Below are 21877 nucleotides of genomic sequence, written 5' to 3'. Positions count from 1 at the left end.
TGGTTAACGATTTCCCCGAGATAGCTGGTGCTTTCGCCGTGTTGGTTAACGATTTTCTCAAGATAGCTTATGCTTTCGATGTGTTAGCTAATGATTTCCACAAGATAGCTTATGCTTTCGACGTGATAGTGGACTCTCAGAATTACTACATTTGTTTGGAGAGCTGAGGCACTCGAAGTATTGGGGGCTGAGGTTCTCGAAATACTGGGGGCTGAGATTCTCGACATACTGGGGGCTGAGGTTCTCGAAGCCCATCTTTTTGAGTAACCTCAGGGTTCGGGGAATAATTATATACTGGGAGTATATGGAGGATTATAAAACGATAAAAGCAATACTCGATAAACATTAGTTTATGGTTTTTTAAATTCTTGAGGGAAATAAGAAGGATCAAAATCCCAAAAAAAAGGTAACAGATAGTAGGTAATTAATACTATAAAAACAACAGATATAATATTTAACCAAAATCCTTTTTTCATCATATCCGGTATGGTTAAATACCCGGAACCAAATACCACTGCATTTGGTGGAGTGGCTACAGGAAGCATAAATGCACAAGATGCTGCTATGGTTGCACCTGCCATTAAAATAAAAGGGTGCACATCCAGAGATAATGACATAGATGCCAACACGGGTAATAGCATAGATGTGGTGGCGACGTTAGAGGTAATCTCGGTTAAAAAATTTACTGCGGTTACTATAAAAATTAATAACGTAATTAAATGTACTCCTTGCAATAAAGACATTTGTGTACCTATCCATACGGCTAGTCCGGATTCTTTAAAACCGGCAGCAAGGGCAAGTCCCCCGCCAAAAAGCAACAATACCCCCCAAGGCAGCTTTACGGCAGTTTCCCAATTCATTAAAGGTTTCCCTTTTTTGGTGCTTGGCAAGATAAAAAGGAGTAGTGCCGCCGTTATTGCGATTATGGTATCATCTATAGCAGAAAATATAGGCTGTAATAAAAAAGATCTGGTGATCCAGGCAAAGGCAGTAACTATAAAGACAGCAAGAACCAGTTTTTCTTCAAAAGATATTTTACCCAATGCTTGTAATTGTTTTTTAACTTCTTGTTTTCCTCCCGGAAATTCTTTTTGCGGAAATGAAAATGCTATGTGTACCAAATAATACCAGCATACAAAAAGTAATAGCAGGGCAATTGGTAATCCTATTACAATCCAATCGGTAAAAGTTATTTCAAATCCATAAATCTCTTTTACCACACCTGCCAGAATAAGATTGGTAGGGGTGCCAATAAGTGTGGCAATACCCCCGATAGATGCACTGTATGCAATACTTAACATTAATGCTTTTCCGAAAATTTTATTTTCATCGGCTATGGTATTGGGATTATCGGTAAGCTGTGTTATAATTGCAATTCCTATTGGTAGCATCATTACCGAAGTTGCCGTATTAGAAATCCACATAGATAAAAAAGCAGTGGCTACCATAAAACCAAGGATCATGGTTTTAACATTGGTGCCGATTATGGTGATAATACGCAGGGCAATACGTTTATGAAGATTCCATCTCTCTATCCCTATGGCTAAAATAAATCCACCAGCATATAAAAAAACATTAGGATTGCCAAATGCAGCAGTAGTGGTTTTTATATCCAGCCCACCAGATAACGGAAAAAGAATAATTGGTAGTAATGAAGTAGCAGCAATTGGTATGGCTTCTGTAATCCACCATACCGCAATCCATAAGGTACTTGCCAGTATTGCATTGGCTTCTTTGCTCAATCCTTCCGGGTGAAAAAACAATAATACCAAAACAAAAATTGCTGGGCCAGATACGAGCCCTGTTTTTTTAATATTTACAAACATATATAACAAATGTAAGTTAATGTATTACAGATTCTATAATGAATTTATGAGTAATTCTGATGAAAAGAACTGTACATCCAAAAGTACTAGAAAACTTTTAAATATATATACTACATAAATTTTGAAAAGTATATGCGGATAGTATTTAAAAACTATTTCGCTTATAATACCATTTTAGCTTTGAAATCGTGCGTATAGAAATTGAATTTATTTTTTAAATATTCAAGGTAAAAAGCTAGTGCCAGACTTGATGTGGTATTAAGCATAGCCGTAGCTCAACGCTATTAAGTTAAGAATTTAAACTATTGACTTAAAGTTTGTTAATGGTGAGTTCCGTTCTTCAACGGAATGACAAAATAACCAAAACACAATGCTTTCTGCTTATCATTCCAGCCCTTCAACAAGTTCAGGATAAACTAAAGGCTGGAATCCATTTTTAATCAAAAAGTCATATTGAGCGTAGCCAAATAGTAATCAAAGGGGAAAACATAGTATTGACTCCGCCCAAAATGACCTATAGATTTTTTATTGTACCTTAAAAAGGTAAAAACAATTTTATATAAAGTGTTTATTGCATTAAACAATATACTATGTTATGGTATTAGCGTTTTAGAATTATCTGCACTTCGTATAGAGATAAGCTTAAAGTTTTTATCTACTTTAATAATAAAAATCTTACCGGTACTTAGATTAACCATTTTCCATCGAAAACCATAAGATGTTTCGAAGATTTCAGATCTTGCTGTTTTTCGCAAATCTACTTCATCGATATTTTCGATAATTTGATTTGCCATAAGATCAATACCCCTTTGTTTTACTTCTTCAGCAGAAAGTTTGCGATCTCGGGGATTTTGATCAGATACAGATATAGTATAATTCTGCTTTTGAACGATATTTGGGTATGCTAAAAAAGAAGAAAATACTAATAGAAGGAGTATACAATTTTTCATAATCTAACGATTTTTTACAATTGTATACTATGTTACTTACATATTATACAATTACATAAGGGTTTACGTTTATTTTCATATATGTATATGCTATGTGCTTAAACAATTAAATATTCTTAAAAAGAGGGGTACTATAAAGTTAGCGTTTAAATCTCCTTATATACTTAATTATTATGTTAAAAAAAACATAATAAATCTTAAAATTTTGTGCTTTGTTTCTTTTCGAAGCTTAGTTTTTTTGAAATAACGAATAATTCTCTGTGAGAAAGAAAAAAGATATGAAAGGTTGGTAATGGTGCTAATTATTACTATTAGATTATCAAAAACTAACAGAATCAGTGTAAAGCTTTTACATTACATTTCGATAAATGTAATGTAAAAGCTTTACACTATGATTAAGATCTTTTCTTTTTATAGTCCTGCTTTGTCATCTTATATATTTTTTATTTAATTTTTAGATTTACCATTAACATCCCTCTAAATCTATCTTCAAAGGGAGACTTTTACTCCTTCCTTTGAAGGAAGGTTGGGATGGATGTATTTTTAAATCTAAGATGACAAAAGGAATAGGTTACTTATTATTTTTGATATAATTTCTTGCCTGCATCATAATATTTATCCCCTTCTGTCCAGAACGGAGTTTCTGGGTTATTAGCAATATTTCTGCAAGCTAAAACATAAGATTGAAAAAATTTGAAGAGGTATTCATAATCTAAAGTATCCGGATTATCGGTTACCTGATGGTAATATTTGGTTATTTCTTCGTCAAATGCTGTAAACCCCATACTAAAAGTAGGAGCAGGAATGCCTTTTGCCGCAAAGTGCACATTATCTGAGCGATCAAATAATCCTTGCTCTGGTGCAGGGTCATCTATAGCTTTAAGTCCAAAAGCAGCAGCAGCATCGACAATATCTTTTTGTGCAGTGGTTCTGCCCAAACCAACAATAGTAGCTATCGAGGTATCATTATAACCACCATTGTCACTATTAAAACAATATACCATTTGATGAAGCGGTAATACAGGATGGTTTACGTACCATTTACTACCTAAAAGTCCTTTTTCTTCTCCGGTAAAAAGAATAAATAAAGCAGATCTTTTGGTAGGGTATTTAGCAATATTTTCTGCGGCAGAAAGCACAGTAACTGTTCCTACTGCATTATCTCTGGCACCATTGTAAATAGAATCATTATTTACAGCTTTACCAATACCTACGTGATCGTAGTGTGCAGAGTAAATAACATATTCGTTTTTAAGAACCGGATCAGAACCTTCAATATATCCCACTACATTTTGTGAGAGAACATCCCTTTTTTGAATCCCTTCTACAACTATTTCCATATCGATCTCGTTTTTTTTATCAAAGGCAGCACTAATTTCTTCCTTTTGGTCATTAATCCAAGTGTGAGAAAAAGTACCAGAATCTTCATTTTCCCCTGCAACATCCATTTTATCTCCATTAAAGTAATGTTCCATTCTACCCCAGGTAGCATCATCCACGTTACAAATTTCGATAAATCCAACAGCACCTTTTTCTTTGGCCAATGCCATTTTTTCTTTTGTTTTAGAAAAAGCAGATCTAATATCTTTATTGTCCTTGGTACCAACAATAGAGATTACATATTTTCCAGTAACGTCTATATTTTTATAATCTTCTTCCAGTCCGTGATTTAAAAAAACAGCTTTTCCTGTATAGTTGGTATTTACCGATGCAATGGTTAGTATTTTATCCAGATGTAAGGTACCTGCTTTAAAAATGGTTTTTGTTGCGGCAGAAGTTTTTTTAAGTAGTACTGTTTGAAAATAACTGTTAGTATCTTTAATTTGTTTTACTCCATAACCACGTAACATATTGGCTAGGTATTGTGCAGCAATTTTATTTTCGGCAGACCCGGTTTGTCTTCCCTTTAATTCATCTGAAGCAAGAAAATAAATGTGCCCTTCGATTTCACTTTTTGAAACAGTAGATTTCACTTTGTCTACCTCAGATTGAGCAGAAATAGAGATTGTAAATATCAAAAATAATGCAGATAGAATAGATTTTTTCATAGATAAGATCGGATATAAATTGTAATAAAAAAGTCTTTTGGATGGTAGGTTACGGTTTTCCATCCTTATCAAAGATAGTAATTAGTGATTTTATACAATAACAAATGTAACAAGGGTTGGGTTTTCTCCAAAACAAATGTTAATTCTAATTTCTTATACATGGTATAAGTTCCTATCTTATGCAAAATGTGCTAACTTTATCTAGTAAAATCTATATGCGTTTTTTTTTAAAAGAAAAGTAAGGACTTAAAAAAGAATGACACTATTAAGTGTATAGAAAACATATAGCTAATGGAAAAAGAAAAAAGAGTGTTTAAAAAAGGTTTTGCGTTTAAAGTATTTGAGGCTCCTGAGCAGTCTCCTTTTGATAAACTTTTTGATATTTTTCAAGAAATTATTACACATACTTCTGGAGATTTGGATGAGGCTTTAGATTGGATGAAAGAGCTGGATAAAGAATATCAATTAACCGATGAAGAATATACATTAGACGATTTCGTAGAGGATTTAAAAAAGAAAGGATATATAAGGGAAGAAATAAAGCCAGATGGTAAAGGAAGTATGGCTATTACAGCTAAAACCGAACAAGCTATTCGTAAAAGAGCATTAGATCAAATATTTGGAAAATTAAAACGTAGCGGATCGGGAAACCACAGAACCAATTATATTGGTAAAGGCGATGAACACTCCGGAGAGTTTCGGAATTATCAATACGGGGATTCTTTAGAACGAATATCCATGACAGAAAGCTTTAAAAATGCACAAATTAATCATGGTATCGGGGATTTTAATTTAACAGAAGAGGATCTTGTAGTCGAAGAAACCCGTTTTAAAGCACAAATGAGTACCGTTTTAATGATCGATATTAGCCATAGTATGATATTATATGGCGAGGATCGTATTACTCCTGCCAAAAAGGTAGCAATGGCGCTGGTAGAACTTATTACTACCAAATACCCAAAAGATACTCTGGATATATTGGTGTTTGGTAACGATGCATGGCCTATAGAGATCAAAGATTTACCATATCTGCAAGTCGGGCCTTACCATACCAATACCGTAGCGGGATTGCAATTAGCCATGGATATGCTGCGCAGAAAACGTAACACCAATAAGCAAATTTTTATGATTACCGATGGTAAACCAAGTTGTCTTAGATTACCAGACGGGCAATACTATAAAAACAGTAATGGTTTGGATCGCCATATTGTAAACAAATGCAATATGATGGCACAACAGGCCAGAAAACTACATATACCAATAACTACTTTTATGATTGCAAAAGATCCTTATTTAATGCAGTTTGTAAGAGAGTTTACCTATGCAAATCAGGGCAAAGCATTTTACACAGGTCTAAAAGGGCTTGGTGAAATGATTTTTGAGGATTATGAAACCAATCGAAAAAAAAGAATTAAAGGATAAATTAATTTCAAAATTTTGAACAGGAAGCTTACATGACTTCTGTTTAGAAATAAAAGAAAATATGAAGGAACAAATAGATATTAAAAGCATAAAAACATTAGGTCAGTTAAAAAAATCGGGATATAAAAGTATATCTATAAAAGATGAGCTAAGAAATAATTTAAGGACTAAAATAAGTAATAAAGAAAAAACTTTTACAGGAATTCATGGATATGAAAACACCGTAATTCCAGAGTTAGAGAGAGCTATTCTGTCTCGTCATAATATTAATCTATTAGGATTAAGAGGGCAGGCAAAAACACGATTGGCAAGACAAATGATTACCCTTCTGGATGAATGGATACCGGTAATTGAAGGGTCTGAAATTAATGATGATCCTTTTCATCCAATTTCCAGATATGCAAGTAATTTAATACAAGAAAAAGGAGAAGATACACCTGTAGCATGGGTGCACAGATCCCAGCGTTTTGCAGAAAAATTAGCAACACCAGATGTAACGGTAGCAGATATTATAGGAGATGTAGACCCAATTAAAGCAGCCAACTTAAAGTTAAGTTATGCAGACGATCGTGTTATTCATTTTGGAATGATCCCCAGAGCTAATCGCTGTATTTTTGTAATTAATGAATTACCAGATTTACAAGCCCGAATACAAGTGGCATTGTTTAATATATTACAAGAAGGAGATATCCAGATTAGGGGATTCAAATTACGGTTACCATTAGATATGCAGTTTGTGTTTACTGCAAACCCCGAAGATTATACCAATAGAGGTAGTATTGTTACCCCGCTAAAGGACAGAATAGGGTCACAAATCTTAACACACTATCCCGAAACTATACAAACAGCAAAAACGATTACCCAACAAGAAGCAAAATTAGACTCCAGACAAACCGATCTGGTTTATGTTCCTGATTTGGCAAAGGATTTATTAGAACAAATTAGTTTTGAGGCCAGAGAAAGTGAATTTATAGACCATAAAAGTGGTATAAGCGCAAGAATGAGTATTACTGCTTATCAAAATTTATTGAGTACAGCAGAGTACAGGGTATTGCGGTCTGGCGAAGATAAAACAACCTTGCGATTAAGCGATTTTATAGGCGTTATACCTGCTATAACCGGTAAAGTAGAACTTGTGTATGAAGGAGAGCAGGAGGGAGCTGCATCTGTAGCATACTCTTTGATTGCAGATGCAATTAAGACACTTTTTGAAGACTATTTTCCAAAGATAGAAAAACTACAAAAAGAAGAGTATCAAGATCCATATCAGGATTTGACAAATTGGTTTTTTGAAGAAAGTGGATTTGAACTGTTGGAAGATATTACAGACAAAGAGTATAAAGAAAAACTGGAAACAATAATACCGCTTAAGGTTTTGATAAAGAAGTACCAACCAGAAGCTAATCCTGAAGATCAGTATTTTATGATGGAGTTTTTGTTATGGGGATTGGTAGAATATAAAAAACTAAGTAAATACAGACTGTCTGAAGGTTTTCGGTTTAAAGATTTGTACGGGAGCTATATAAGTGATTTGTAAATTAAAAATAATCCGGGTTTAAAGAGTGCTAAAGGTTTTTTGATGATATTCTGTTTTAGTCATCAAAATGACCTGAAAATGTGTTATTTCATGCTATTAATATAATTTTTTTTATAGATTTTTTGTCTATCCATATCTTGCTTAAGGATTCATAAATGATATACAAAATATTTGTATTCTTAAAACTTAACATCATGAAACACAAACTCAATTTTTTACTCACAGCATTTTTATTGCTTAATTTTTTTGTTTATTCCCAAACGTTTATTCGGGATTTTGGAGGCGAAACCACAAAACACCAGATTAAAATGAGTTTTGCCCCAAAATCATGGGGAGTTGTAGATCTTTTGATCGAAGTAAAAAACACCGGTCAAAATAATATTAGTGCTAGAGGGGCTAAAATTCAATTTCTATCCAACCAAGTGCCCAGTTTGGTCAATTTTATTCCCAACGGAAGTATATCGTATCCCAAAGCTGTAAATATGAAATCAAATCCTGATGGAAGTAATTACTTAAATACGATTACTATAGATCTTGCCAATGAACCCTGGGTAGATTATAAATTATCTGCAGGAGAGAGTTTTAAAGCTCAAATTGATCTTAAAGCAGTAACCTCATCACTAGAGGATATAGCAAATACTTTTCGGTTTTATCCAGAAAATGGAGAACCTTCCTTATTTACAAATGTAACTACTACTATAACTGGTAACGACTCTAATGCTGTTGAGGTTACTTATAAAAACGCAGAATTTAATACCGAAGTAACAAAAACAATTACTACAACAGAGACTGGTTTATTGCGAATTAATAAAGAATATACTATATGGGCAAACGATTTTATCTCGGGCACTTCTATATACAAAAGCGCATACCCAGAAACAGCGCCTTTATCTTTTGTGCCATCAAGTACCAACACCACAATTTCGATACCATATACTAAGTCTGTTATTAAAAAAGAAAATCTAACAGTCAATGTAAAAGGACTTCCCGATGGAGTATCGACAACCATAGATTTAAAAAATAAAGACATAAATACCGTTACCAAAAATGAAAAAATTGTAAATGGAAAAAATACTATTGCCGAAGTTATGGCAGGAAATTATTTGGTAACCATTTCTACTTATACAGATACTGCCAATGATATAATATATGTGCCAAGGTATAATAGCAATATTACCATAGTAGAAGATAAAACAAACACATTTGATGTTTCTTTTGCAGGTTATCCTGTTAAAGAGTTTACCGTAAAAGGATTTCCAAAATATTTATCTCATGGAACTGTGACCAGTGCTTCAGATGCTATTGATAAAGATTTGAAGAAGGCTGAGCTAAATGTATTGTTTAAGTATTCTGGTTTGGATGGAGCAGGGGACAGAGGAAAAATCCCTGATATGACCGCTACTATCAATACCATTAAGCAGGCAAGACGGTTAGAGGCATTTCAGGACGGAAAAACTATACTTCCCGTAATGGTTCATTATACAGCTAATGCAAGTGGTGGTGGATCAGGAGAAGCTATAAAAGATATGACAGAAAATAAAAACCTGTATTATCATTACAGAAACTTGATTCAGGAAATTAAAGTAATGTTAAGTTATGAAGATGCAGATCACCCTAATCCGGGAGCTTTTGTTATAAGTCCGGATCTTATAGGAGCGATTCAACAAGATGTTGTTTTTGGGCATGATCTTAATATAAGAACTATAAAAATTGAAGTGAATAAAGATATTAAAAAAGCTTTTGCAGATGAAAACTTAAACAATACCGATCTTCCTGCTTTTTCTGAAGACTTAAAAGGATATTTTCAATCCATTAATTTTTTGATCCATCATGTAGGAGAGTGTAAAATCCCGTTTGGTTATCAACAAAATGTGTGGGCTGCCGGATCTGCAAGATGGGTATATGAAAAGGCAAACGAATTTAATAGCCCTGTTAATGAGGCTATAGAAGTAGCAGACTTTATGAATGAATTAGAGCTGTACACAGGAGATTGGAAACCTGATTTTATTGCTTTTGACAGATATGAGCGTGATTGTTTTGGTCCGGTTTCTATAGATAGCTACGCATGGACTGCAAAACATTGGGATAAATATTTGATTTTTTGTAAAGAAATAGCACAACGAATAGGAAATGCACCTATCATGCTATGGCAAATTCCCGGGGGGCACATGCCAACTGTAGATGAAAATATAGTAAATTTTGATGTTGCCAATCATTCTTCTGCTTCTGCACCTTACTTTTTTGGAGATAGCAGAATAGGAACAGATCTTGGTAAAATACATTCTGATGTAAAAAATATAAAACTAACACAACCCCATTATGCTGCCAAAAATATAGGAGAGCATCTTAGCAATGATAATGGGTATGACTGGGGTACTTCTAATATGCAAAAACTGGCAGATATGAATGTTTTTAGTATTTTATGGGGCGGGGGGTCTACAACAGGCGCAGCTCCTATAGGTACTAATGGAGATGACGACGGGTGGCTGGCTTCAAAAATAGCTGAATATTCTAAAAAACCGGTATTTAAGACTATTTCGATAGTACCATATCAGGATGCATCGTATTGCCAGAGTACCTCTTCTTCAGTAAATAATAAAAATAATAGAAATAATACAATAAACTTAGAAATATATCCTGTTCCCGCAATCAATCAATTGCATATAGAAAGCTCTTCATTGAATAGTCAATTTATGATAATTGTCTATGACCTGCATGGCAAAAAAATAACAGAGTATAAAAATCAAAAAACCCTGGATATTTCGGGTTTATCCAAAGGTGCTTATATATTAAAAGTACAAGATCTAAATGCTTCTGGTAAAACAGCGTCTAAGCTATTTTATAAAAAATAATACATAGTTTTTACCACCAAACGATAAAAAATCGTTGATAAAAATCTTCGTTACTTTTCATCCAGAGTAACGGAGATTTTTTTTGAGATAATAATACCTCTATAGGTTCAATAATATCCTTAAAAGAGAACCAGGTATCACAATGTTTAGGAGCAATCACCCAATCTTTTTTTTGTGGTATATAAAATTGGTAAGAACCATATTCAATTAAAGTAAAAGCCTTTATGGGTATCCAATAGCCCACTATACATTGGTTGTTGATGTATGGAAAAGTAGTTTTTTTAAGAGAAAGAGGAACAAAAAGATTGGCAAGATAGCATACTTGTTGCTCTATGGTATATGGATCGATTTGTGTTTTTTGTAATATAGCAAGTGTTTCTTCCTGATATAAGAGAGGGAATTGTTTATGTATAAGTTTTTGTATTTTTTGGAATAAAGAATCTTTTCGGTTTGGTCCTGTCCATTGTTGCAATTCTCCATGTATAGCAGGATCCAACAGATAAAATTTATACACAAGTTCTACATGGATCACTTTGTTTTTATGTAGATCTTTTAATAAAAAATCCAATTCTCCGATGGTTGTTTTATCTTTAAATATCTGTATGTTTTTTGCAATAATACTATACTGCCCCGAGTTTGTAATACAGTATTCAAAAAAGCGCTCTGCCCGTTTACCAAGGACTTCATTTTTTGAGATGTTTATTTTTATGTGTTGATCTATACAATAATCGGATTTTGCTAAATCTACAAAGTTAAATGGTATTATGGGCAAAAATTTTTTGTTGATATATAAAGAATTGCTTTCCAAAAAACCCAGATATTCATTTATAATTGGCATTTAGGTAAGTTTGGATTTAGAAAAGACAGAAAAATATTTGTTGATGATAGGTTTTAATATTTTTCTATCTATAGGTTTGGATACAAAGTCATCACAACCAGCATCCAGTGCTTTTTGTATATCTTCTTCTGTAGAGTAAGCAGTTTGTGCTACAATAGGCAAGCCGGGCCTTATTTTTTTTATCTTTTTTGTAGCAGTATATCCATCCATTATAGGCATTCTTATATCCATTAGTACTAAATCAATTCCTTTGTTTTTTTTGCATATTTCCACAGCTTCTTTACCATTTTCTGCACGATAAATTACAAACTTAAATTCTTTCATATTATGCAGAATAGTTTTTAAGTACAAAAAGTTTATTTCCCCATCTTCAACAATAAGGATTACTTGTTTAATAGAAGAGGTATACGGTATTATGTCTGTGTCTATAGATATATCCCGGGGTATAGTCGTAAAAACCGGATTATATGGTATGGTTAAGATAAAGCTGGAACCTTTGTCGGGCATAGAAGAAAAAGAGATGTTACCACCAATTAGCTTGGCATTTTTTTGAGCTATAGATAAACCTAATCCTAGCCCGTCATAGCTTTTGGTTACTTCTTTCTCAGATTGCGTAAAGTTTTTGAATATTAATTCCTGGTCTTCCGGTTTTATTCCTATTCCGGTATCTTTTATGCTAATAACCAAAAAACTTCCTTTTACTTCGCAATAAATTTCGACCATGCCTTTGGTAGTAAATTTAATAGCATTGTCGATGAGGTTACGTAATATTTTAGTAATTTTTAATTTATCTATTAATATAAGACCCTGTTTATTTGTTAGTTGACTGTCAAGATGTATAGCTATATTTTTACTAATCGCTTTGTTTTGAAAATCTGAAAACAGTATATCCAATATCGTATTAAGATTTACTTCTTCAAATCTAACTTCTACCTGATTGGTTTCCAGTTGAGAAATTTCTATAATATCATCTATAATATTTATTAATTGATTACTGCTTTCAATAATAATTTTAGAATATTTTTTTTGATCTTCGCGAGTAATTTTCGGATCATTTAGTAATTCAGAAAACCCTATAATACCATTCATAGGAGTTCTTACTTCGTGGGATATGTTATGGATAAAGGCTGTTTTAAGCTTATTGCTTTCTTCTGCTTTTTTTTTAGCAAAGTTAAGCTCTCTTGTTTTTTGTTGGATTAAATACTGTAAATACCTGTTAAGGGAAAGAATTATTATTAGTAATAGTAATGCCATTGCGGTAAGGGTAATCCAAAAGTTGGTTTTTTTATAATACGGAACTACAGGATTATACAACCAATTATCAAAAATAACTTGTTTTTCGCGATCCGTAATACTACTGGTAGATTTTAAAATAATTTGGTTAAGATATGCGTTACTTTTTTGAACGGCTAAACTTGGAGTATAGCTATATTTTATTTCTGAAACAATTTTAAGACCGTCCAGTTTTTCTGTTTTTATAAGATAATTGGCCACGGCTTTTGGCCCGATATATGCGTGGTATTTTCCAGAAAGAACTTGTCTTAAACAGGTAATGTCATCTATTTCGGTAGATATACTAAGGTTTTTTTCTTTTTCTTTTAATACATCATGTATGGCATAATCCTTAGGTACAGTTATTATTTTATCGTAGTAATCCTTCAGGGTTTTTCCATAATCAACATCTTTTCGGGTAACAATAGTATGACTGGATTCAAAAAGTTGGGAGTAGAAGTTAAGATAAGAATCCCGTGGTGCAGTTTTTTGTATTTCTAATATAATTTCAATTTTATTGTTTTTTGCATCATTTAGCAAATCTTCCCAATTGGTATATAATTTTTGTTGAAACTTATGATTTGTTTTTTTTTCGATAAGAGAAAGGTAATCAATTAAAATACCGTCTATTTTTTCATTTTCATTGATAAATTGATACGGTGCATAGTAAGGAAAAACACCAACAGTAATGCTATCGTTGTTTTGAAGCCATTTTTTTTGTTGATCGGTAAGTGTTGCAGAATTGGAGCAAGAAAAAAAACCTAACGTTAAAATAAGTGCAAAGGAGATATAAAGTAGTCTTTTTACCATAGCTTTTACTGGTTATCCTTTACTTTTTTATCCCCTATTAATAAAGATAGTATATAAAAGCTACACTTTCAAGAAACAACCTTCTTATTTTTAGAATTTATTAAGATTTTAAATAAGTTTTTAAAGTTGGATTAACTGTTTTGAACAGAATGAGTGGGTAAATATTTATGTAGTATTGTTTTTATTGCTTTTGGATCTATAGGTTTTGAAACAACGTCATCACATCCTGCATTAAAAGCATTTTGGATATCCTTATCATTAGTATATGCTGTTTGTGCGATTACAGGAAGATCAGGGTGTATGTTTTTGATCCGTTTGGTGGCGTCATAGCCATTCATTTCAGGCATTTTGATATCCATAAACACCAGATCTACAGCATTATTGTCTTCGCAAAAAAGAGTAGCTTCTTTACCATTATTAGCCCGATGGATAATCAAATTATAATCTTCTGTTTTGAGTAAGATGGTTTTTAATACTAAAAAATTCACATCACCATCTTCGGCAATTAAAATAGTGTAGGGTTTTGCTTTTGCAGTATATAACGTAAGGATTGGGGGATCGTTGTAGTTTTTAGCGATAAATGCGGTAAAAGGTATTTCGAGCCGAAAAGTGGATCCTTTATCAGGAATAGAAGAAAAAGATAATTTGCCGTTCATTAATTTAGTATTTTCTTTTGCTATGGTTAACCCAACCCCAAGCCCACCATATTTTTTTGATATTTGGTTTTCAGATTGCAAGAAACTTTTGAATATAAGTTCTTGATCTTCTGGTTTTATTCCTATACCAGAGTCTCTTACTGTTACCATTAAAGAACCTTTATGAATTGCACAAGAAATAAGTATAGCTCCTCTTTTTGTATACTTGATAGCATTTTCAACCAGTCTTTGGATTATTTTATTAAGCTTTGATTTATCTATATATATAAAGCGATGATGATCTGCAATGCTGTTGTTGAGCAATATTACTATTCCTTTTTCTTTGGCTTTGGTTTCATATATAGAAAAAATGGTATCAAAGAGTTCATGTAAATCAGTTTTTTCAGGGTTAAGTATAACTAGTTTGGTTTGTAGTTCTGAAATTTCAAGTATATCATTCATAGTATTCATTAATTGTTTACTACTTTTTGATATAATTTCAGAATATTTTATTTTTTCCAGGGCATTCATTTTTTCTTCATTTAAAAATTTAGAAAACCCAATAATACCATTCATAGGTGTTCGAATCTCGTGGGAGATATTCTGGATAAATGCAGATTTTAATTCATTGTCTTTTTCGGCTTCTTCTTTGGCTATTTTTAGCGACTTTGTTTTTTGTTTTACGACATAACCCAAATAAAAATTCATACTTAATATAGTAACCAATACGGATAGCACAAAAAGCACAGAAGGTATCAAAAAACCGGCTCTTTTATAAAAGGGTTTTGTTTCTGTATAAAGCCAGTTTTCCAGAATGTTCTGGTTTTCAGAATCAGAAATAGTAAGGATAGCCTTTTTAATAATGTCATTAAGAACCTTGTTTTTTTTATCTACAGCAATTAAGGGTTTATAGGGTATATCTGTTTCTGAGGATATTTGCAGGTTATTTAATTTTTTGGCATTAATAAGATAGTTAGCAATTGATTTAGGACCAATATAAGCATCATATTTTCCTGAATTCAGGTTTTGAAGACAAACCAAATCATTTTTATTATCTGTAAAAATAATATTGGGATATTTTTTTTCTAAAAGTTCTAAAATGGCAAAATCTTTTGGAACTACTATTTGTTGTTTATTAAAATCAGTAATTTGTTTGTTATGGGTAGCATCTTTTCGGGTAACAATAACATGATTAGATTCAAAGAGGCGAGAATAAAAATTGAGGTAGGTATCTCTGGATGGAGTACTTTCTATTTCTATAATTATATCTATCTTATTACTTCTGGCATCCTCCATTAATTTTGGCCATTCAGAATAGTATTTCCTTTTAAACTTATGGTCTATTTTGTCTTCAATTAAGCTTAAGTATTCAATAAAAATACCTTCGATAGAATTATTATCATCTATAAACTGATAGGGAGGATAATAAGGACATAATGCAACAATAATAGAATCATTTTGTTTTAGCCAATTTGCTTCTGTATCTGTTAAAATCTTTTTCTTTACACACGAAAAGGACAGAACAATATACAGAAAACACAGAAGAGGTAAAAGAAATGTTTTTCTATTACACATTTGTATTGAATAAAATAATTATAGAACTATAATGATGTTAAAAATGTTTTATATAATTATATATTGAAATTAAAGTTAATGATTATTTGCTTTTAATAAGGAAGTTGTGTGTTATTTTTTTATTTCGGTGCCATCCGGATAAAGAGCGAACCTACCTATATAGGGATCATGAACATGATCATAACCAGACCATGGCCAACCACCAAATTCTGTTTGTTGGTATTCATGTATGGCTTCTCTGATTTCTATTTGGCTATTCATAACAAAAGGACCTTGTTTTACTACAGGCTCGTTAATTGGTCTGCCTTGTAAAAGTAAAAAATGTGCTTCGGCACTTCCATTTTTTATGGTTAGTTCCTTATCGGCGTTTAGTATTATTTCATGGTTAACGGGTATGGTATATCCTTCGCTAATTAGGTCGTTCCCTTTAAAAAAATATAAAGATCTGTTTATTCCTTTGGATGCGCCAGAAAAAGTAAATGTTGCATCGGGATCCATTTTTATGGTCCAGATAGCTATTTCATTTTTGGGATCTGCAGCCCAGGAATCTGGTGCAGGTGCGGGGGCTGTTTTATCCTTAAATTTTCCTGCAATTAAGGTAATTTGAGTGATTTTTTCAGAATCATCTTTAGTTTTAATGATCGGAATTTCGTCACTCCATAACATCTTAAAATGTGGATCTGTCATTTTTTTATCTCTTGGTAGATTAAGCCAGATCTGAAACAATAAAAAGGGATTTTCTTTTTTGGTATCCAATAGTGGAAACATTTCAGAGTGTTGTACGCCTTTACCAGCGGTCATCCATTGCACATCTCCATTGCCAAAACGTCCTGCAGCACCCAAAGAATCTGAATGATCTACTAATCCTTTTTGCACAATTGTAACGGTTTCAAAACCACGATGGGGATGTGCAGGAAATCCGGGTACATTGGTGCCATGATACATTCGCCAACCATCTTTTAAAGTAAAATCCTGACCTATATTTCTTCCTTCGAGTGAGGCATCTGGCCCTAATTTTCCATTTCCTTTTGGATATTGATCTTCGTGATATGCACAAAACAAAAAGGGATCACTGGTTTCCCAAGTAAAACCTAAAGGTCTAATTTTAATAATTGCAGACATAGTTTAGTATTTTGATCCTTTGCTAATATTAGCAGAAGATTTTGTTATAAATGCTCTAATATCATCGTTGGCTTTAATTAAATCTTCGTTACGCAAATACATCATGTGTCCGCTACGATATCCCTTAAAACTAAGGCGATCTGTAAGTTTACCATTGGCATTAAGCTGCCACATCACATATTTTGCATTAAAATAAGTAGTAGCACCATCATAATAACCAGATTGTATCATGGTATGCAGATTAGCATTCATAGCCATCGCTTTTCTTAGGTTTTCTCCTGTTTGGTTACCTTTTGTTCTATCCCATGGTCTTACAGGTCCAAACATATTATATTTAAGATCTGTTTTAAAGTTAAGTTCTTGACTGTAATAATAATTTATAGCAGGAGTAAATGCATGTAACCATGAGGTTAACTCACTATTGTAATCTGGTGTGTCTCCTGCTTCTTTTATATCCATTCCTTTATAGCGGGAATCTAGTCTGCCAATAGTATGTCCATCTTTATCTCTTAAAAGATCTTTCCAAAAATAAGCTTTTGGTACTTCGAGGTTATGTTGGCGTATTGTTTTTTTAGAAAGTCCGGAGTAGTATGCCATTTTATCAATAACATTTTCCTTTTTGTCTTTTTCAAGATATCCGCTTTTTACAATCGCAGGTAATAATTCATTAATAGTATAGTTCTCCACTTCTGGTAATATTTCGCTTAGATCTTTATTTTGTAGTTCTGGAGGAAGCATTTTATGATACCATGCTGCTGCTGTAAAATATGGTAACCTGTTAGCGACCTCTACGGGGCCATCAAACTTAAATCCAATTTCCGTTGGTGAGACTAATATTACCCCGTTAAGGTACATCCAGTGTTGGTCTTGTAACTCTAATGCCAAGCCAGATACTCTGGTTGTTCCATAACTCTCACCAATAAGGTATTTAGGAGATCTCCATCGATTATTTCTGGATACAAAAGTGTTAATCCAACCTGCCAGATATTTTACATCTGCTTGTACTCCAAAAAATAGTTCTTTGTCAGGCATTTTTCCATCACTGCCCGGGATCATTCTGGAATATCCGGTATTAACAGGGTTTACAAAAACGATATCTGCAATGTCTAAAATAGAATTAGGATTTGCTTTGATACCGTAGGGTTGTACAGGAAACCCTTCGTCATCAATTTTAAGAATGCGGGGCCCTGTATATGCAATATGCATCCATACAGAGGCAGAGCCGGGACCACCATTAAATGAAATTACCAAAGGTCGCTTTTCATCATTTTTAATATCAGACCTTTTGTAGTAGGTATAAGATAAAGAGGCAATAGGTGTGCCAGATTCATCCCAAACGGGTTGAAACCCCGTAGTAGCTCTGTAAGGAATTGTTTGTTGCTTTATAGTAGTAGTATGATTAGTAACTATAGTAGTATCTATAGGAACTTTTACATTTTGAGCTTTTAAAGAAAGTACAAAGGCAAAAACCAAAATTAATAAAGAAAATATTTTTTTCATCTGTTCAGGATTAGGATACTACTGGATTTTAATTCCTTAATTAAGGGATATAGTTGATTTTACTTTTTAGGATACATACCTCACAGGTTTGTAAAGCCTGCAAGGTATGTATTGAATTTATATTTTTTAATTATGCCCGATATGACATCCACATCCTGGTTGCATAAAACTATTGGATTCCTGATGCCAGGGAAATGCTTGACTATAGTTAACATTCTCCCACCAAAATTTTGTTCTGTTTTTTTGGGTGTTACCTATTTCGTTCATGGTAGCGGTGTCAAATAATCGTCCGTTAACCATGGTATATTTTACGGTTTCTGTATTTCTAATATCTTCCAGAGGGTTTTTATCCAGAAGGATTAAATCTGCCAGTTTCCCTTCTTTAAGAGATCCTATATCGTTTCCTGCCCCAATATATTGTGCGCCATTAATAGTCGCAGCTCTTAAGGCTTCCATATTGGTCATCCCTCCTTGTTGCAACAGCCATAACTCCCAATGTGCTCCCAAGCCTTGTAGTTGTCCATGAGCTCCCAAATTTACTTTAACTCCTGCATCAGTTAATGCTTTACAGGTTTTTGAAACCAATATATGCCCGTTTTCATATTCTTCATCAGGTATCATTGTTCTGTGTCTGGAGTTGGCATCAATAATGGCTCTTGGGGTGTATTTAAGTAGTTTTTCATTTTCCCAAACATTATCATTTTGGTAGAAATAGTATTCTCCATTTACTCCTCCATAATTTACAATAAGTGTAGGTGTGTATCCGGTATTACTGGTTTTCCATAATTCATTTACATCTTTATATACTGGAGCCACAGGGATATTGTGCTCTACACCAGTATGCCCATCCATAATCATGCTCATATTATGGTAAAAAGTGGATCCTCCTTCAGGAACTACATTAATCTCTAATTCTCTGGCGGCTTGTAGTATTTGTTGGCGTTGATCCCTACGTGGCTGGTTATAACTTTTTACAGATTTAGCTCCAAACGCTTTGGTTCTTCTAATAGAGGATCGCGCATCTTCTAAATTATTTACCACAGCTTTAAAGTCACCGTCTGCTCCATATAAAATAATACCAGTAGAGTAGAGTCGTGGTCCTACCATTTCTCCTTTTTTAATCATCTCGGACATTGCAAATACAGACTCTGTATTTGCAGATGGATCATGAGATGTCGTTACCCCAAATGCCAGATTCGTATATAGCTGCCAATGTTTTTGAGTAGTTAAACCATCTCTAAAAGCACCTATATGTGCATGTGCGTCTACAATACCGGGCATAATTGTTTTGCCTTCTGCATTATATACTTTTGCGTCTTCTGGTACAGATATATCAGAGGTGTTTCCTATTTTTTCGATACGATTGTCTTTAATAATTATCGTTCCGTTTTCAATTACCTGATCTCCCTCCATAGTAATTATTCTTGCATTGGTAAAAGCAATTCTACCTTGTGGTTTGTCTGTTTTTACCTTTAAATCAATTGTAATGCCTTTGGTAGTAATTTCTCCTACTTTTTCTGGTGAGTTTGGTAAAAATGTAAAACGATCTTTTATGTTATTTACAAAGTATTCCTCCCCAAGGGTCCAAAATATTTTTTTGCTATCTACAGACCAATGCAGATTAATTCCTGCATCTTTAGAGATTTGAGAAACAGGTACAGATTTAGTACTGTTATCCAAATCTATTTCTGTGCCGTTAAGTACCAATGGTGCTATAAAAGCTTTATGCAGGTTGGTAAAAGCAATCCATTTATTATCCGGACTTGGAACTAAACGATTGGCATATTTAGATTTGATATGTGTTTTTTGATCTTTTCCGTTAAGGTCCACAGATTTTAATTCTTTGGTTAGTGTACCAAAATATGTGCCTCCTGTTTGGTAAAAGATTCGGGTATTATCTGCCGAGAACATTGGGTATTCTCCTTCTTCTGTTACCAGTTTGTTATTTTCTCCGGAAGAGGACATGGTATAAATACCTGTATTTTTACTAAAACTAAGCCCTTGGTCGCTATTTCCTTCTTCTTTTTTATATATTATTAAAGTATTAGAAGAGTTAAAGGAAGGGGTTCGGTAAATTCCTTTTTGAGTGGTCAATTTGGTGGCAGTACCTCCCGTTGCGGGTATTTTATATATTGCTCCCAGGTTTTCATCATTCCAGGTTACATATACAATTTGTTTACCATCGTTAGAAAAACCAGGTTCGAACTCTAAGTCGTTAGATTGTGAGGTAAGTCGTTGTGGTTTACCATTGGGTAAAGATTTGCTCCAGATATATCCCAGAGCACTAAATATAACTGTTTTACCATCCGGAGAGGTAACAGCATTACGGATTACTTTGGCGGTAAATTCCTCTGGAGCTACAGGGGAATTAAAATGTACGGTTTCTGCTATTTTAATAGTTGCATCTACGGTAAAAGGTATATTGGTTACTTGCTGGTTTTCAATATTTATTTTATTTATTTTTCCGCCAGACCAGAATATAATTTCTTTATTATCAGGCATCCAGTTATAGTTTGGGTATACACCAAATATAGCCCAGGCTTCTTGCTGATCTTTATTTAAGGCATCATAGATTGGCCACTCTTCACCTGTTTCCAGATTATGTATATATAATACTGTTTTGGTACGTACTCTTTTTACAAATGCAAGCATTTTACCATCTCTGGATACTTGCGGTCTTGCCGCTCCACCGGGACCGCCTGTTATAGTAGTCGTTTTGCCAGTTTTAAACTCATATCGTTTAATAACATAGATTTGTTTATTTGGGTCTTTGTTATATTGAAAAAAACCTCCGGGGTACATATCCTCTGCATAGTACAGGTATTTGCCATCGGCAGAGATATTGGGTTCGTTAACATCTTGTTGGTCGTTTTTTCTTTTGGTTAATTGTACACCAGATCCTCCTGTAATATGATATTGCCATATTTCGCCTGCTCCAAGAGAGCGTTCTGAAGTAAAGTGTTTTCTGGCTACCAGATAATTACCATCTGGCATCCACACAGCATTGTTTAATAGTCTAAAATCTTCTTTAGTTATTTGTGTGGCAGAGGAGCCGTCGATATTCATAGTCCAGATATTGTCTCCTCCAGTTGCATCGCTGGTAAAAGATATTTTTTTTCCGTCCGGACTAAATCGTGGTTGTATTTCAAAAGGAATACCGGTACGCAGCGCTTTTGCTTTTCCACCAGATACAGGGATGCTGTAGATATCTCCCAAAAGATCAAATACAATCGTTTTACCATCCGGACTAACATCCAGGTTCATCCAGGTTCCCTGATCGGTACTAAAGGTATGAGCTTTATAATTAAATCCGCCTTTAGGATTAGAAATATCCCATTTCTCCTCTTCCTTTTTATTTGTCTTTTGAGAATTAAGATTAAAAGTTAAAAATACCCCGATTAAAAGGGTAATGACAATATGTTTATGCATGTTGAGTGAATTTAGATGCTACCAAAATAAGGATTTATCTCATAATATATCTTAAAGTGAT

Annotated in this window: 12 protein-coding genes; 3 read left to right on the top strand and 9 right to left on the bottom strand. The window is 33.5% G+C overall.

Annotated elements, in window-relative coordinates:
* Positions 1 to 350 precede the first annotated feature (350 nt).
* The 3 genes from ACZIYX_RS10525 to ACZIYX_RS10515 form a co-directional block, all read right to left on the bottom strand.
* On the bottom strand, positions 351 to 1826 hold the full coding sequence (locus ACZIYX_RS10525) for an SLC13 family permease (protein ID WP_462682190.1): 1476 nt from the start codon (positions 1824 to 1826) through the stop codon (positions 351 to 353).
* Positions 1827 to 2419: 593 nt separating this feature from the next.
* Complete coding sequence (locus ACZIYX_RS10520; protein ID WP_462682189.1) at positions 2420 to 2776, bottom strand: hypothetical protein; 357 nt, start codon at positions 2774 to 2776, stop codon at positions 2420 to 2422.
* 578 nt (positions 2777 to 3354) lie between these two features.
* Positions 3355 to 4824, bottom strand: coding sequence for a M28 family peptidase (locus ACZIYX_RS10515; protein WP_462682188.1), 1470 nt, complete (start codon positions 4822 to 4824; stop codon positions 3355 to 3357).
* Positions 4825 to 5115: 291 nt separating this feature from the next.
* Between ACZIYX_RS10515 and ACZIYX_RS10510 the strand changes: the two genes are divergently transcribed.
* From ACZIYX_RS10510 to ACZIYX_RS10500, 3 genes are all read left to right on the top strand, one after another.
* On the top strand, positions 5116 to 6246 hold the full coding sequence (locus tag ACZIYX_RS10510) for a vWA domain-containing protein (RefSeq protein WP_462682187.1): 1131 nt from the start codon (positions 5116 to 5118) through the stop codon (positions 6244 to 6246).
* Between the two features lie 73 nt (positions 6247 to 6319).
* Complete coding sequence (locus ACZIYX_RS10505; RefSeq protein ID WP_462682192.1) at positions 6320 to 7783, top strand: magnesium chelatase; 1464 nt, start codon at positions 6320 to 6322, stop codon at positions 7781 to 7783.
* A gap of 194 nt (positions 7784 to 7977) precedes the next feature.
* Positions 7978 to 10635 (top strand): T9SS type A sorting domain-containing protein, encoded by a 2658-nt coding sequence (locus ACZIYX_RS10500; RefSeq protein WP_462682186.1) that lies wholly within the window; start codon positions 7978 to 7980, stop codon positions 10633 to 10635.
* Positions 10636 to 10645: 10 nt separating this feature from the next.
* Here ACZIYX_RS10500 and ACZIYX_RS10495 read toward each other — a convergent pair whose 3' ends face one another.
* From ACZIYX_RS10495 to ACZIYX_RS10470, 6 genes are all read right to left on the bottom strand, one after another.
* The gene (locus tag ACZIYX_RS10495; RefSeq protein WP_462682185.1) at positions 10646 to 11473 is read right to left on the bottom strand and encodes a DUF1853 family protein; all 828 of its coding nucleotides are present in this window, start codon (positions 11471 to 11473) and stop codon (positions 10646 to 10648) included.
* A complete protein-coding gene (locus ACZIYX_RS10490; protein WP_462682184.1) occupies positions 11474 to 13555 on the bottom strand; it encodes a response regulator in 2082 nt (693 codons plus the stop codon).
* Positions 13556 to 13686: 131 nt separating this feature from the next.
* Positions 13687 to 15765: a response regulator gene (locus ACZIYX_RS10485; RefSeq protein ID WP_462682183.1), complete on the bottom strand. Its 2079-nt coding sequence runs from the start codon at positions 15763 to 15765 to the stop codon at positions 13687 to 13689.
* A gap of 111 nt (positions 15766 to 15876) precedes the next feature.
* A complete protein-coding gene (locus ACZIYX_RS10480; protein ID WP_462682182.1) occupies positions 15877 to 16887 on the bottom strand; it encodes a pirin family protein in 1011 nt (336 codons plus the stop codon).
* A gap of 3 nt (positions 16888 to 16890) precedes the next feature.
* Positions 16891 to 18387 (bottom strand): S10 family peptidase, encoded by a 1497-nt coding sequence (locus tag ACZIYX_RS10475; RefSeq protein ID WP_462682181.1) that lies wholly within the window; start codon positions 18385 to 18387, stop codon positions 16891 to 16893.
* A 126-nt stretch (positions 18388 to 18513) separates the two neighbouring features.
* Entirely contained in the window at positions 18514 to 21816 is a 3303-nt protein-coding gene (locus tag ACZIYX_RS10470; protein WP_462682180.1) for an amidohydrolase family protein, read from the bottom strand.
* Positions 21817 to 21877 lie beyond the last annotated feature (61 nt).

It is taken from the genome of Aquimarina sp. (assembly GCF_977115655.1).
This window is presented reverse-complemented; position numbering and strand designations above follow the sequence as displayed.

Coding starts and splice junctions, on each gene's coding strand:
- ACZIYX_RS10470 (WP_462682180.1), bottom strand. CDS start 21,816: ATGCATAAACATATTGTCATTACCCTTTTAATCGGGGTATTTTTAACT.
- ACZIYX_RS10525 (WP_462682190.1), bottom strand. CDS start 1,826: ATGTTTGTAAATATTAAAAAAACAGGGCTCGTATCTGGCCCAGCAATT.
- ACZIYX_RS10485 (WP_462682183.1), bottom strand. CDS start 15,765: ATGTGTAATAGAAAAACATTTCTTTTACCTCTTCTGTGTTTTCTGTAT.
- ACZIYX_RS10480 (WP_462682182.1), bottom strand. CDS start 16,887: ATGTCTGCAATTATTAAAATTAGACCTTTAGGTTTTACTTGGGAAACC.
- ACZIYX_RS10490 (WP_462682184.1), bottom strand. CDS start 13,555: ATGGTAAAAAGACTACTTTATATCTCCTTTGCACTTATTTTAACGTTA.
- ACZIYX_RS10500 (WP_462682186.1), top strand. CDS start 7,978: ATGAAACACAAACTCAATTTTTTACTCACAGCATTTTTATTGCTTAAT.
- ACZIYX_RS10510 (WP_462682187.1), top strand. CDS start 5,116: ATGGAAAAAGAAAAAAGAGTGTTTAAAAAAGGTTTTGCGTTTAAAGTA.
- ACZIYX_RS10520 (WP_462682189.1), bottom strand. CDS start 2,776: ATGAAAAATTGTATACTCCTTCTATTAGTATTTTCTTCTTTTTTAGCA.
- ACZIYX_RS10475 (WP_462682181.1), bottom strand. CDS start 18,387: ATGAAAAAAATATTTTCTTTATTAATTTTGGTTTTTGCCTTTGTACTT.
- ACZIYX_RS10495 (WP_462682185.1), bottom strand. CDS start 11,473: ATGCCAATTATAAATGAATATCTGGGTTTTTTGGAAAGCAATTCTTTA.
- ACZIYX_RS10515 (WP_462682188.1), bottom strand. CDS start 4,824: ATGAAAAAATCTATTCTATCTGCATTATTTTTGATATTTACAATCTCT.